Raw genomic sequence first — 13812 nt, 5'->3', positions numbered from 1 at the left:
TCGAGGTGTAGCGCAGTTTGGTAGCGCACGTGGTTTGGGACCATGGGGCCGGGGGTTCGAGTCCCTCCACCTCGACCAATATATGGTGGGTATAGCTCAGTTGGTTAGAGCGCCAGATTGTGGCTCTGGAGGTCGTGAGTTCGACTCTCATTATCCACCCCAATTAAGGCGACATAGCCAAGTGGTAAGGCAGTGGACTGCAACTCCTTGATCCCCAGTTCGAATCTGGGTGTCGCCTCCAAAATAAAATGGGAATATAGCTCAGTTGGTAGAGCAATTGACTGTTAATCAATGGGTCACAGGTTCGAGTCCTGTTATTCCCGCCATATGCGCTAGTGTGGCTCAACGGTAGAGCAGCTGACTTGTAATCAGCAGGTTGTAGGTTCGATTCCTATCACTAGCTCCAATTATAGACAAGCTAATAATAGCTTGTTTTTTTGTGTTAAAAAAGTAGAAAAGAATTTGATTTTATTGTATACTAAGTATTAGTACCAAGTGATAAAATGGGAGGAATTAATGAAGAAGTCAATTTTAGTAGTGTTTTTAATCAGTTTAGTTTTATTAATAGGATCTTGTGTAGTAGGGTATTTAGTGTATGATGGATCTGTTGGATCTAGTCAAAAAATAAAAAATGAAGATATAGTAGAAGTTTTTTCACATAGAGAAGGGAAGCCTTTAGATAGGTTAAAAAAATATAAGTATGAAGATGTTTTTATAAACTCACCTGAAAATGGATACAAAATAGAAGGTAAATTTATAAAGTCAAATACACCTACCGATAAAAGCATAATCTTAGTTCATGGAATTGAAAGTAATTATTATGAATATCTAGAAAAAGCATATGAATATTTAGAACATGGTTATAATGTAATGCTATATAACCAAAGACATACAGGCCATACTGGTGGAAATGATTATACATTTGGACTTTATGAAAGATATGATTTAGAAAATGTAGCCAAGTTTTTAAAGAAAAAATATCCAAATGGGTTATTAGGAGCTCATGGACATTCGATGGGAGCTGCAACGGTTGTTATGCATTCAGAAATTAATGAAAAAAATAAGTATGTAGATTTTTATATAGCAGATTCTCCTTATCATGAGATGCAAGATGCTATAAGATTAGGAATTGAAGATAAAGATATACCTCTATTACCTGTTGGATATGCTAAATTTATGGGTAATTTATATACAAAAGTTAAATCTGGATTTAGTTATGAAGACGTAAAGCCATATAAAGCTGTTCAGCATATTACAACTCCTATGTTTTTAATACATGGAAAAGAGGATAAAGTATGTTCTCCAAATAGTAGCAAAATAATTTATGACAATATACCTCATAACAAGAAAGAGTTATGGTTAATCGATGGAGTTCAACATGTTAATGGATATGATATATTAGGAAAAGAATATTTTGATAGGATATATAAATTTATTGATAATAAAGTTCAAAAAAATTAAATTTTAAGTTATTAAAAATAGGATAAAACATTGAATAATACTAGAAAGTTTGCAAATAAAAACAATGTATGGTATTATAGTATATAAAATAGTATAAAATGTAAAAACTAAGAGTGAGACGGAAAGTTCTCACTCTTTTATTTATAGTACTTATAGACTATAAAATAACAACTGAATAGGAGGTAAGTCGAATGAAAAAAAGTACAGAAGCAATGATAGAAGAATTAGTACTTCCAATAACTAATGAAAATAACATCGAAATCGTTGATGTTGAATATGTTAAAGAAGCAGGCGAATATTACTTAAGAATATTTATAGATAAAGATGGGGGTGTATCTTTAAACGACTGTGAAGTTGTAACTAGAGCTATAAACCCTATATTAGATGAAAAAGATCCAATAAAAGAAAACTACTTCTTAGAAGTATCTTCACCAGGACTTGATAGACCACTTAAAAAAGAAAAAGACTTTGTAAGATATGCTGGTAGAGATGTAGAAGTTAAATTATATAAACCTATAAATGGATTAAAACATTTTGAAGCGGAATTAGTTGAACTAGCTGAAAATAAAGTAGTTAAATTAATAGTAGACGGTGAAGAGATGGAATTTGATAAAAAAGATATAGCACTTATAAGACTTGCTGTAAAATTCTAATTAAAACTTAATATCGAAAAATAGGAGGATAAAGAAATGAACCACGAGTTTGTAGAAGCATTAGAAGAATTAGAAAAAGATAGAGGAATAGATAAAGAAATACTTATAGATACTATAGAACAAGCGTTATTAACTGCTTATAAAAAGAACTTTGGATCTGCTCAAAATGTTAGAGTATATTTTGATAGAGAAAAAGGAGATGTAAAGGTTTACTCTCAAAGAATAGTTGTTGACTCAGAGGATATCTATGATACTTTCTTAGAAATTGAAATAGATGAGGCTAGACAAATAAGCCCTAACTATGAAATTGGTGATATAATAGAAAATGAGATAACTACTACAGAATTCGGAAGAATAGCAGCTCAAACTGCAAAGCAAGTAGTTGTTCAAAGAATAAGAGAAGCTGAAAGAGATATCGTGTATAATGAGTTTATAGACAAACAAGATGAAATAGTTACTGGAGAAGTTGCTAGAGTAAACAAAAACATAGTGCATGTAAATCTTGGAAGAATAGAAGCTATAATGACTCAAGCGGAGCAAATACCAGGAGAGCATTATCAAGCAGGACAAAAAATAAAGGTTTATATATTAGAAGTGAAGAAAACTAATAAAGGACCTCAAATAAGTGTTTCAAGAAGTCATCCAGGTTTAGTTAAGAGACTATTTGAAATGGAAGTTCCAGAAATATTTGAAGGAACTGTTCAAGTTAAAAGTATTGCAAGAGAAGCTGGATCTAGAACTAAGATGGCAGTTAGCTCAGTAGATGAAAATATAGATCCAATAGGAGCATGTGTTGGACCTAAAGGATCAAGAGTTAAAAATATAGTTGATGAACTAGGTGATGAAAAGATAGATATAATCAAGTACAGTGAAAACCCAGTTGAATTTATATCAGCAGCTCTAAGCCCATCAAAAGTTATGTCTGTAGATGTAAATGAAGAAGAAAAGAGTGCTTTAGTTATAGTTCCAGATTATCAATTATCACTTGCTATAGGTAAAGAAGGTCAAAATGCTAGACTTGCAGCTAAGTTAACTAACTGGAAAATCGATATAAAAAGTGAAACTCAAGCAGCTAAAGAAGTAGCAAATCAAGATGAACTAGATGCTTAGATATAAGGAGTGATACATTTGCAAAAGGTAAAAAAAGTTCCTCAGAGAAAGTGTATAGCTTGTCAAGATAGAGACAATAAAAAAGAGTTAATAAGAATTGTTAAAAATAAAGAAGGACATATATTTTTAGATAAAACAGGAAAAGCAAATGGTAGAGGTGCATATATTTGTAACTGTAGCGAATGTTTAAAAAAAGCTATTAAAAGCAATGCCCTAAGTAGAGCTTTCAAAATGGAGATTCCTGAAGAAGTGTATGAATCACTAATTAAGGAGATTGAAGATAATGAATAATAATGAAGCAAAAATTTATTCTTTTCTAGGTCTCGCACAGCGCGCAGGTAAACTAGTATCGGGTGATGATTCAACTATGCTTGAAATTAAAAAAAATAGGGTAAAACTAGTTATAGTAGCAGATGATGCTTCGAATAACACGAAAAAGTTATTTAAAGATAAAACATCTTTTAGAAATATAAACTGTGTTACATATTCAACTAAATTGCAATTAGGATTAGCTATAGGAAAAGCTCCTAGAGCAGTTGTTGGAATTAAGGACGCAAGTTTTGCAAATAAGGTTTTAGAACTTATTGAAAATACAAAAATATAATAGGGGGTGGTCTTGTGTCAACAAGAGTATACCAATTAGCAGAAAATTTAGGAATTACTAGTGAAGAACTTATAGTTAAACTAGGAGAATTAGATATAAACGTAAATGATAAGAATGATGAGTTAAGTCAAGAAGATGCAGATATGGCTATGGAATTATTAGAAGAAGCTAAAGGAAGTGGACTTCCAACAGTATCTGTGGAAGGTAGTTTAACTGTTCAAGAATTAGCTAACAGTTTAGAAAAACCAGTTACAGAAATAATAATGAAGCTTATGAAAATGGGAACTATGGCAACAATAAACCAAGAGTTAAATTTTGAAATAGCTTCTTTAGTAGCTAAAGACTATGGATTTGAATTAGTAGAAAAAGATACATCAGAACAAGAAGCAGCAGAGATAGACGCATTAATGGAAATAGAAGAAGATAAAGAAGAAGATTTAGTAAAGAGATCTCCTATCGTTACAGTTATGGGACATGTTGACCACGGTAAAACATCTTTATTAGATGCTATAAGATCAACAAGTGTAACAAACAAAGAAGCGGGTGGAATAACTCAACATATAGGGGCATCTGAAGTTACTATAAATGGAGAAAAAATAGTATTCTTAGATACACCAGGACATGAGGCTTTCACATCTATGAGAGCTAGAGGAGCACAAGTAACAGATATGGCTATATTAGTTGTTGCTGCAGATGATGGTATAATGCCTCAAACAATAGAAGCTATAAACCATGCTAAAGCAGCAGAGGTACCAATAATAGTTGCTATAAACAAAATAGATAAGCCAGATGCTAATGTAGACAGAGTTAAACAAGAATTAGCAGATCAAGGATTATTAGTTGAAGACTGGGGTGGAGATGTTATATCAGTTCCTGTATCAGCTAGACAACAAACTAATATAGATACATTACTTGAAATGATATTATTAGTTGCAGAGATGGAAGAATTAAAAGCTAATCCAAACAAAAGAGCAGTAGGAACAGTTATAGAGGCTCAACTTGATAAAGGAAGAGGACCTGTTGCAACTGTACTTGTTCAAGGAGGAACTTTAAAAGTTGGAGATCCTATAGTTGCAGGTACTGCTTGTGGAAAAGTTAGAGCAATGATAAACGATAAGGGTAGAAGAGTTAAAGTTGCTGGACCAGCTACTGCAGTTGAAATATTAGGATTATCAGAAGTTCCACAAGGTGGAGATCAATTCGTTGCAGTTGCTACTGAAAAAATAGCAAGAAACGTGGCTGAAAAGAGACAACATATAGCAAGAGAAGAAATGCTAAAATCTAATCAAAGAATAAGCCTTGATGAATTCTTTAGCCAAATGTCAGATGCTGAAGTTAAAGAGTTAAACGTAGTTGTTAAAGCTGACGTTCAAGGATCTGTTCAAGCTGTTAAGCAATCATTAGAAAAATTATCTACAGAAGAAGTTGCTGTTAGAGTTATACACTGTGGTGTTGGAGCAATAACTGAGTCTGACGTTATGCTAGCTAGAGCATCTAATGCTATAATAATAGGATTTAGCGTAAGACCAGTAGCTACAGCTGAAGTAATGGCTAAAAAAGAAGAAGTAGATATAAGAACATACACAATAATATACAAGGCTATAGAAGACGTACAAGCTGCTATGACAGGTATGTTAGATCCTGAGTATGTAGATGAAGAAACAGGTAAAGCAGAAGTAAGAAATACATTTAAAATATCTGGAGTTGGTACAGTAGCAGGATCTTATGTATTAAGTGGTAAGATATTTAGAAATGGTAAAGTAAGAATTGTTAGAGATGGAATAATAATCCATGAAGGTGAAATAGCAGCATTAAAGAGATTTAAAGATGATGCAAAAGAAGTAAATCATGGATATGAGTGTGGTATAACATTTACTAACTTCAATGATATAAAAGAAGGCGACATAGTAGAAGCTTATATAACTAAAGAAGTAGAAAGAAAACTAAAATAGTAAGTAAAAGAGGTCGATATTATGGCATCATATAGCAGAACGCAAAGAATAGGCGAAGAAATAAGAAAAGTTGTAAGTACAATGCTTATAAGTGGAATAAAAGACTATAGAATAAATTCTCTTATAAGTGTTACTGATGTTGAGGTAACTAGTGATTTAAGTTATGCTTATGTTTATGTAAGTATATTAGGTGGAAATAAAGAATCAAGCATGGCAGGTCTTAAGAGTGCTTGTGGATATATAAGAAAAGAAGTAGGAAAAAATGTAAAACTTAGACATACTCCAGAAATTATCTTTAAGATTGATGATTCTATTGAAAAAGGAATGTATATGGAAAGTCTTATAAAGAAAGTAAATGAAGATAACAGCAAAAACAAAAAAGATTTTTCAGATGATTCTCAAGGAGAATAATTAATGAAAAAAAATGTGAAAAATATTATAAATGCTATACAAGAGGGTAACAATTTTATTGTTACCTCTCATTATAGCCCAGATGGGGACAACATAGGATCAACATTATCTATGTACTATGTTTTAAAAAAATTAGGAAAAAATGTATTATATGTACTTGATGATAGTATACCTGTTAATTTAAGATTTTTAGTTGAAAATGTAAACATACTAAAATCAGAAGAAACAGATGTTAATCTAAGCGATTACACTTTAATATCTCTTGATTGTGGAGATATTAATAGAATTTGTGTAAGTGACAAAATAAAAACATCTGTTAGTAAATTAATATGCATAGATCATCATGCAAGTAATGATAATTTCGGAGATTTAAATTATATAAATCCAAATGAATCATCTACATGTGAATTAGTCTACAATTTACTTAAAGAGTATTCTGACACTATTAATAATCAATTGATAGATGAGAATATAGCTACATATCTGTATACAGGACTTTTAACTGATACAGGTAATTTTTCTTACTCAAATACTAATCCAAGCAGTTATTTAATGGCATATGATCTAGTTACTATAGGAGCTAAAAAGGATCTTATAATTCAAAAAATATTCCAAAGTAATCCATATAATTATTATAAATTGCTAGGAGAAGCATTGGATACATTAGATATTGTAGATGGTAAAATAGCTAGTATGATGTTAACTACAGATATGCTAAATAGAAATGATATTTCATTTAATGACGCAGATGGAGTTACATCGTATACTAGAGATATAGATGGAGTAGAAGTAGGACTTTTATTCAAAGAAAAAGCAGAAAATGAAATTAAAGTAAGTTTTAGATCTAAAAATTATGTGAATGTTAGTTCTATTGCACAGAAATTTGGAGGAGGAGGCCACGTTAGAGCCTCAGGATGTACTATAAATGATAGTATAGAAAATGCAAAAAAAATGGTGATTGACGAAGTCTTAAAACATATTTAAGGATGATTGATATGAACAAAATAGTAAATATACTAAAACCTACGGGAATGACATCTCATGACGTCGTAGGTAGGGTTAGAAAAATATTAAATATAAAAAAAGTTGGTCACACAGGTACCCTTGATCCAGATGCATCAGGGGTACTACCTATATGTATAGGAAAAGCTACAAAGGTTAGTGAACTTATTCTTAATAAGGATAAGTCATACATCTGTGAACTGACTTTAGGAATAACTACAGATACTTATGACTCATCAGGTGAAATTGTAGAAAGATCTGAAGTTAAAGATATAAATATTGAAAAACTTGAAAAAGCATTTGATACTCAAAGGGGAGAAATTAAACAGATTCCTCCTATGTATTCAGCTTTAAAAGTAAATGGAAAAAGAATGTGTGATTTAGTTAGAGCTGGAAGAGCTGAAGAAATTACTCTTAAATATAGAGATGTTAACATAAAGGAGCTTAATATCTTATCATTTAAAGAAAATAAAGTGATGTTTTATGTTAAGTGTTCTAAAGGAACTTATGTAAGAAGCATATGCTACGATATAGGTAAAGAGTTAGGTTGTGGTGGTCATATGTCATTCTTGCTTAGAACTTCATCAGGAAAATTTAATATAGACAATGCTATAACTTTAGAGCAATTAGAAGAACTTTATAAAGAAAATATGTTAGATGAACATTTATATGATATCGATTATGTTTTATCAAATTTTAATAGTATACATATAAATCCGCTTGCAGTTAAGTCTTATGTAAATGGAGCTATAGTTTACAATAAAGGTTTTTTAAAAGGTGATTTTAAAGAAACTGATGAATTTGTAAGAGTATATAGTGAAGGAAAATTTTTAGGAGTAGGTAAATTCTTAAAAGTTGATGGGACATTATGCTTAAAAAGTGATAAACTATTTGTATAGAATATAAGTAGTGGGGAATTTATTATGACTATTATAAAATCATTAGATGAAGTAATAAATGTTGAAAATACTGTTGTAACTATTGGGAATTTTGATGGTATTCATAAAGGCCATATAAAGCTTATTAAAGAAGCTGTAAAAGAAGCAAAAACAAAGAATTATAAAAGTGTAGTATTTACATTTGAAAATCACCCTATGAGGTATTTTAGAGCTGATTCTATAAAGCATATTATTACAAATGAAGAGAAAGTTAAGATATTTAAAGATCTAGGTGTGGACATAGTTTTTATGATCCCATTTGATGAATATATGACAAAAATATCTGCGACTGATTTTGTAAAAACTATTTTACATGAAAAACTAAAATGTAAAATGGTTATAGTTGGGCATGATTTCACTTTTGCTAGAAATAAAGAAGGAAATGCTAGCTTGCTTGAAAGTCTTGGGAAAAATTATAATATGAAGGTTAAAGTAATAGAACCGATAAAAATAAAAGGCAGAAGAGTAAGCAGTAGTTACATAAGAAATCTTATAAATGATGGAAATGTAAGTGAAATTAAAGATTTTTTAGGTAGAAATTATTTTTTAGAAGGCGAAGTTATACATGCAAGAAAAATTGGAAGAACAATTGGATTTCCAACTGCTAACCTTAAAGCTGAAGATAAGTTGATTATACCTAAAAATGGCATATATGCAGTTAAAGTATATATTAAAAATAAGGTTTACTATGGAGCAACCAATATAGGATATAATCCTACTGTAAATGGAAAAGTATTGTCTATAGAAACAAATATAATTGACTTTGATGAAGAAATATATGGTGAAATAATAAGAGTTGAATTTTTAGATAGAATACGAGATGAAAAAAAGTTTAACTCTTTAGATGAATTGAAATCGCAATTGAGAAAAGACGTTAATTTTGTATACAAAAAGTATGTTTACAAATAGACATGCTTTATGGTAAAATAAGATTCGTAAACCATTACTCAGCATTTGAATACTCCAATCAATGCTTAGTAATTGGGGATTTAATAAAATAATGGAGGTATTCACAAATGAACAAAACTGAAATAATAAAAGAATTCGGAAGATCTGAAGGAGATACTGGTTCTCCAGAAGTACAAATAGCTTTATTAACAGCTAGAATAAATGAATTAAACGGTCACTTAAAGACTCATAAAAAAGACCACCACTCAAGAAGAGGTCTTTTAAAGATGGTTGGTAAGAGAAGAAACTTATTAGCTTACTTAAAAGAGAAAGACTTAGAAGGATACAGAGCTTTAATAGCTAAATTAGGATTAAGAAAATAATTAGATTATTTAGATAAAGAAAGAAGGTTAAAGCCTTCTTTTTTTGTTTAGATACTTTAATAAAGTTAAGTTTCAAATATAGACAAAAAAATTACAAATTGTCTAAAATTAGTTTAAAATATATAAAGGAATAGTATAATTTATATAGAAATTTTTCTTTTAGGAGGGGATTTGCTATGAAAATAAAATTAATATGCGATAGTTTATGTGATATTCCTATGGAGTTAGCAGAAAAACATGAAATAGAAATAATTCCATTAACTATAATTATAGAAGACAATGAATTTAAAGACGGTATAGATATGACAAATGAAGAATTTTATAATACTATGAGGAAAATACATACCGTACCAAAAACATCTCAAGCGACATATATGCAATTTAAAGAGGTATTTGATAAATATAAGGATGAATATTCAATAATTTGTATAAATGGATCATCAAAATCTTCTGGAACGTATCAAAGTGCTATGATGGCTAAAAATGATACCGAAGGAGAAATACACATATTTGACACATTAAATCTATCCCTAGGGAGTGGACAGTTTGTTATAAAAGCTTGTGAGCTTATAGAGCAAAATATGGACGCTAAGAGCATCATAAATGAGTTAGAGGCATTAAGAGAAAGTGTGAATTTATTCTTTGTGCCAGATAGCTTAGAATACTTAAAAAGAAGTGGAAGGGTTTCTGTAACTACAGCTGCAATAGGCAACATGTTAAGTCTTAAACCTGTATTTTCAATGAAAGATGGAAATATAGCGTTAGTTACAAAAGTAAGAGGAAAAAAGCATGTAGTACATACACTAATAGACTTATTAAAATCTCAATATGACAATTTTGAAGATAAAAATGTAATGATTGGGTGCGGAGCTAATGTAGGGGACTTTGAAGTGCTACAAAAAGAAGTAGAAGAAAGTTTAAAAGTTAAAAAACTTTACTTTACTAGAGGAGGAGCTTGTATTTGTTCACATACAGGACCGGATATAATTGCTATTAGTTGTTCAAATTAAATGTATTAAATTTTACATAATAAGCAAATAATAGATAAAAACAAATATTTGCTAATTACGTTTTGTATCTCTAAATTATATCGATGAAAGCTAGTAATTTACTTTTATGTTGTTAAATTATAGTATTTTTGATAAGATAGTACATAGGATACTAAACGCGGTTTTTAATAAAGAGGAGGTACAAGCATTAATGTTTGAACATAAAGTTTTTAAAATGGATTTTGCAGGAAGAGAGCTTTCTGTTGAAATAGGAAAAATTGCCGAACTAGCTAGTGGAAGTGCCATACTTCAGTATGGTGAGACCATGGTTATGGTTAATACTTCAAAGTCAGCGCAACCAAGAGATGGAATAGATTTCTTCCCTTTAAGTGTTGATTATGAAGAAAAATTATATTCAGTAGGAAAGATACCTGGAGGATTCTTAAAAAGAGAAGGAAAACCTTCAGAAAAAGCTATACTTACATCAAGACTTATAGATAGACCTATAAGACCTTTATTCCCAAAAGGATTTAGAAATGATGTACAAGTAGTAGCAACAGTTTTATCAGTTGATCAAGATTGTACACCTGATATAGTAGCAATGATAGGTTCATCTATAGCATTATCTATATCTGATATACCATTTAATGGACCTACAGGATCTGTATCAGTAGGATTGGTAGATGGTGCATTTGTTATAAATCCAACTGCTGAGCAAAGAGAAAAGAGTTCTCTACACCTTGTAGTATCAGGAACGAAAGATGCTATAATGATGGTTGAAGCAGGTGCAGAAGAAATACCAGATGAATTAATGCTAGAAGCTATATTATTTGCTCATAAAGAAATCAAAAAAGTTGTTGAGTTTATAGAGACTATAGTTGCTGAAGTCGGAAAAGAAAAAATAGAAGTTACTCTTTTTGAAATAAATGCAGACGTAGAAAAAGCTGTTCGTGAATTTGCTACAGATAAAATGAAAGAAGCGGTTAAAACTGTAGAAAAGCTTGAAAGAATGGAAAAAATGGATGCAGTAAAAGAAGCTACTTTTGAAAACTTTGAAGATATAGTAGAAGAATTTGGTCAAGATATAGAAGAAACATTACATGCTATAATAAAAGAGCAAGTAAGAAAGCTTATAGTACATGAAAATGTAAGACCAGATAATAGAAAACCAGATGAAATAAGACCTATATGGTGTGATAATGGATTTATACCAAGAGCTCATGGATCTGGATTATTTACAAGAGGACAAACTCAAGTAATGTCTATAGCGACTTTAGGAGCTTTAGGTGATGTTCAAATACTTGATGGACTTGATGAAGAAGAAAGTAAAAGATATATGCATCATTACAACTTCCCAGCATACAGTGTTGGAGAAGCTAGACCTTCAAGAGGTCCAGGTAGAAGAGAAATAGGACATGGAGCATTAGCTGAAAGAGCATTACTTCCTGTTATACCTTCTAAAGAAGATTTCCCATATGCAATAAGAGTTGTTTCTGAAGTTTTAAGTTCTAATGGATCAACATCTCAAGGTAGTGTATGTGGATCAACATTATCTCTTTTAGATGCAGGTGTTCCATTAAAAGATATGGTAGCAGGTATAGCTATGGGACTTATAAAACATGATGATAAAGTTGCAGTACTTTCAGATATACAAGGTATGGAAGACCACCTAGGAGACATGGACTTTAAAGTTGCAGGTACTGAGCACGGGATAACTGCTATACAAATGGATATAAAAATAGCTGGTATAGATGAAGAAGTTTTAAGAACTGCTTTAAAACAAGCTAAAGTAGGTAGAATTCATATATTAAATGAAATGAGAAAAACTATAGCTGCTCCTAAACCAGAGCTTTCTAAATATGCACCTAAGATAGTAACAATGAACATAAATCCAGATAAGATAAGAGACGTTATAGGACCTGGTGGAAAAATAATAACTAAGATTATAGATGAAACTGGAGTTAAAATAGATATAGAACAAACTGGAGAAGTATTTATAAGTGGAATAGATGCTGAAATGATAGCTAAAGCTCAAGAACTTATAAATAATATAGTTGCAGAAGCTGAAGTAGGTGAAACTTACACAGGTAAAGTAACAAGAATAATGAATTTCGGAGCATTCGTTGAAGTACTTCCAGGAAAAGAAGGATTACTTCATATATCTCATATAGCTCATGAAAGAGTAAATAAGGTTGAGGATGTTTTAAATATAGGTGATGAAGTAACAGTTAAGGTAACTGAAATCGATGAAAAAGGTAGAGTTAACTTATCTAGAAAAGCACTTTTACCAAAACCAGAGAAAAAAGAAGTTAAAGAAGTAAAAGAAAATAAAGAAAAATAAATTATAGTCTGTTTAGATTATATATAAATAAAAAAGGAGACATATCTAAGTATTAGATATGTCTCCTTTTTTATTTATACCTCACAAAAGAAGCGAAGATTAAAAGCTATATATTGACGAAACACTTACAAGCAAAGATTGTCGTGTGAAGGAAATATATAGCTTTTAATCGAGCGCCCCCACAATAAGCATTTTTTGCAATAATAAAAGCAATTTAAGTTATAGGGAAGTTTGAATATATAATATATAATAAAAATGCATAAAAGGGAAACTGTCCTAATACAATTTAATGAATAAATAAATTGTACATATTAGGAGGGACTTTTATGATAATGATGGTGCTTAATAAAAAAAAGCTAAAAAAAATTTTCATAATAGCATTAGTTATAATATTAGCAATTATAGGCGTTGCATTTATGACAAAAGATAAATCTAAGCCTACATTTAACATGTTTTATAGAGCTGGTGAGCCATATTACAGTGGAACAAAAGAAAAAAGTGGATACGTTGCAATAAGTTGCAACGTAGACCTTGGGTGGGAAACTGAATACTTAGAAAAAATTTTAAAAGTATTAGATGAAAAAAAGGCTAAAATAACTTTTGCTGTAACAGGCAGATGGGCAGAAGAAAATCCTGAACTTCTATTAGAAATTCAAAAAAAGGGACATGAAATTGCAAATCACGGATATAAACATCTAGACTATGGAACTTTAGACTATGATAAAAATTACGAACAAATAAAGACATCAAAAGAAATAATTGAAAATATAACAAAAACAGAAACTAAGTTTTTTCAAGCTCCAGGAGGATCATTTAATAAAGACACAGTAAAAGCGTGTAACGACTTAGGTTATATACCTTATAAATGGGATATAGACACAATAGATTGGAAAAATAGACAAGAACCTGATGTTATTATACAAAGGGTTAAATCTAAAGATATGAAAGATTCTAGCATAATACTTATGCATCCTACATATGCAAGTGCAGAGGGAATTGATGATATAATAAAAATCATAGAAGAAAAGGAATTAAAGCCAGGTAAACTTAGTGATGTATTTAATTTATAAAATTATTTTG

The 13812-nt window shown here is 30.5% G+C and carries 14 protein-coding genes and 5 tRNA genes; all 19 read left to right on the top strand.

Going from position 1 to position 13812, the window contains the following annotated elements; genetic code table 11:
* Position 1: 1 nt before the first annotated feature.
* A tRNA-Pro gene (locus tag RWY47_RS02725) sits at positions 2 to 78 on the top strand.
* Between the two features lie 7 nt (positions 79 to 85).
* Positions 86 to 162: transfer RNA gene (locus RWY47_RS02720), tRNA-His, on the top strand.
* Between the two features lie 5 nt (positions 163 to 167).
* A tRNA-Cys gene (locus tag RWY47_RS02715) sits at positions 168 to 241 on the top strand.
* 9 nt (positions 242 to 250) lie between these two features.
* Positions 251 to 326, top strand: a tRNA-Asn gene (locus tag RWY47_RS02710).
* A 5-nt stretch (positions 327 to 331) separates the two neighbouring features.
* Positions 332 to 406: transfer RNA gene (locus tag RWY47_RS02705), tRNA-Thr, on the top strand.
* 110 nt (positions 407 to 516) lie between these two features.
* The gene (locus tag RWY47_RS02700) at positions 517 to 1461 is read left to right on the top strand and encodes an alpha/beta hydrolase (RefSeq protein ID WP_168931996.1); all 945 of its coding nucleotides are present in this window, start codon (positions 517 to 519) and stop codon (positions 1459 to 1461) included.
* Between the two features lie 191 nt (positions 1462 to 1652).
* The gene (rimP, locus tag RWY47_RS02695) at positions 1653 to 2114 is read left to right on the top strand and encodes a ribosome maturation factor RimP (protein WP_021428857.1); all 462 of its coding nucleotides are present in this window, start codon (positions 1653 to 1655) and stop codon (positions 2112 to 2114) included.
* A 36-nt stretch (positions 2115 to 2150) separates the two neighbouring features.
* Entirely contained in the window at positions 2151 to 3224 is a 1074-nt protein-coding gene (gene nusA / locus RWY47_RS02690; protein ID WP_224170375.1) for a transcription termination factor NusA, read from the top strand.
* Between the two features lie 18 nt (positions 3225 to 3242).
* Complete coding sequence (gene rnpM, locus RWY47_RS02685; protein WP_021428756.1) at positions 3243 to 3515, top strand: RNase P modulator RnpM; 273 nt, start codon at positions 3243 to 3245, stop codon at positions 3513 to 3515.
* Positions 3508 to 3828, top strand: coding sequence for a L7Ae/L30e/S12e/Gadd45 family ribosomal protein (locus tag RWY47_RS02680; RefSeq protein ID WP_025162355.1), 321 nt, complete (start codon positions 3508 to 3510; stop codon positions 3826 to 3828). Before rnpM ends, RWY47_RS02680 begins: the two co-directional genes overlap by 8 nt.
* A gap of 14 nt (positions 3829 to 3842) precedes the next feature.
* Complete coding sequence (infB, locus tag RWY47_RS02675; protein WP_224170374.1) at positions 3843 to 5780, top strand: translation initiation factor IF-2; 1938 nt, start codon at positions 3843 to 3845, stop codon at positions 5778 to 5780.
* A gap of 21 nt (positions 5781 to 5801) precedes the next feature.
* The gene (gene rbfA / locus RWY47_RS02670; RefSeq protein WP_021428779.1) at positions 5802 to 6191 is read left to right on the top strand and encodes a 30S ribosome-binding factor RbfA; all 390 of its coding nucleotides are present in this window, start codon (positions 5802 to 5804) and stop codon (positions 6189 to 6191) included.
* 3 nt (positions 6192 to 6194) lie between these two features.
* Positions 6195 to 7175 (top strand): DHH family phosphoesterase, encoded by a 981-nt coding sequence (locus tag RWY47_RS02665; protein ID WP_025162354.1) that lies wholly within the window; start codon positions 6195 to 6197, stop codon positions 7173 to 7175.
* 11 nt (positions 7176 to 7186) lie between these two features.
* Positions 7187 to 8092 carry a tRNA pseudouridine(55) synthase TruB gene (gene truB, locus RWY47_RS02660; protein ID WP_150842251.1) on the top strand — a complete coding sequence of 302 codons (906 nt, stop codon included), beginning with the start codon at positions 7187 to 7189 and terminating at the stop codon, positions 8090 to 8092.
* Positions 8093 to 8116: 24 nt separating this feature from the next.
* On the top strand, positions 8117 to 9040 hold the full coding sequence (locus tag RWY47_RS02655; RefSeq protein ID WP_150842252.1) for a bifunctional riboflavin kinase/FAD synthetase: 924 nt from the start codon (positions 8117 to 8119) through the stop codon (positions 9038 to 9040).
* A gap of 107 nt (positions 9041 to 9147) precedes the next feature.
* Positions 9148 to 9402: a 30S ribosomal protein S15 gene (gene rpsO / locus RWY47_RS02650; RefSeq protein WP_150842253.1), complete on the top strand. Its 255-nt coding sequence runs from the start codon at positions 9148 to 9150 to the stop codon at positions 9400 to 9402.
* A gap of 176 nt (positions 9403 to 9578) precedes the next feature.
* Positions 9579 to 10412, top strand: a complete 834-nt coding sequence (locus RWY47_RS02645; protein WP_035114141.1) for a DegV family protein — start codon at positions 9579 to 9581, stop codon at positions 10410 to 10412.
* A gap of 190 nt (positions 10413 to 10602) precedes the next feature.
* Positions 10603 to 12732: a polyribonucleotide nucleotidyltransferase gene (locus tag RWY47_RS02640; protein ID WP_021432244.1), complete on the top strand. Its 2130-nt coding sequence runs from the start codon at positions 10603 to 10605 to the stop codon at positions 12730 to 12732.
* A gap of 326 nt (positions 12733 to 13058) precedes the next feature.
* Positions 13059 to 13802: a polysaccharide deacetylase family protein gene (locus RWY47_RS02635; protein ID WP_021428800.1), complete on the top strand. Its 744-nt coding sequence runs from the start codon at positions 13059 to 13061 to the stop codon at positions 13800 to 13802.
* The last annotated feature ends 10 nt before the right edge of the window (positions 13803 to 13812 follow it).

The sequence above is a fragment of the Paraclostridium sp. MRS3W1 genome (genome assembly GCF_032465715.1).
GTDB classification, from domain to species: domain Bacteria; phylum Bacillota; class Clostridia; order Peptostreptococcales; family Peptostreptococcaceae; genus Paraclostridium; species Paraclostridium dentum.
Note: the sequence above shows the minus strand (reverse complement) of the source record. Positions and strands in the feature narration are given on the sequence as shown.

Coding starts and splice junctions, on each gene's coding strand:
- RWY47_RS02700 (WP_168931996.1), top strand. CDS start 517: ATGAAGAAGTCAATTTTAGTAGTGTTTTTAATCAGTTTAGTTTTATTA.
- rimP (WP_021428857.1), top strand. CDS start 1,653: ATGAAAAAAAGTACAGAAGCAATGATAGAAGAATTAGTACTTCCAATA.
- nusA (WP_224170375.1), top strand. CDS start 2,151: ATGAACCACGAGTTTGTAGAAGCATTAGAAGAATTAGAAAAAGATAGA.
- RWY47_RS02680 (WP_025162355.1), top strand. CDS start 3,508: ATGAATAATAATGAAGCAAAAATTTATTCTTTTCTAGGTCTCGCACAG.
- rbfA (WP_021428779.1), top strand. CDS start 5,802: ATGGCATCATATAGCAGAACGCAAAGAATAGGCGAAGAAATAAGAAAA.
- RWY47_RS02665 (WP_025162354.1), top strand. CDS start 6,195: ATGAAAAAAAATGTGAAAAATATTATAAATGCTATACAAGAGGGTAAC.
- truB (WP_150842251.1), top strand. CDS start 7,187: ATGAACAAAATAGTAAATATACTAAAACCTACGGGAATGACATCTCAT.
- RWY47_RS02655 (WP_150842252.1), top strand. CDS start 8,117: ATGACTATTATAAAATCATTAGATGAAGTAATAAATGTTGAAAATACT.
- rpsO (WP_150842253.1), top strand. CDS start 9,148: ATGAACAAAACTGAAATAATAAAAGAATTCGGAAGATCTGAAGGAGAT.
- RWY47_RS02645 (WP_035114141.1), top strand. CDS start 9,579: ATGAAAATAAAATTAATATGCGATAGTTTATGTGATATTCCTATGGAG.
- RWY47_RS02640 (WP_021432244.1), top strand. CDS start 10,603: ATGTTTGAACATAAAGTTTTTAAAATGGATTTTGCAGGAAGAGAGCTT.
- RWY47_RS02635 (WP_021428800.1), top strand. CDS start 13,059: ATGATAATGATGGTGCTTAATAAAAAAAAGCTAAAAAAAATTTTCATA.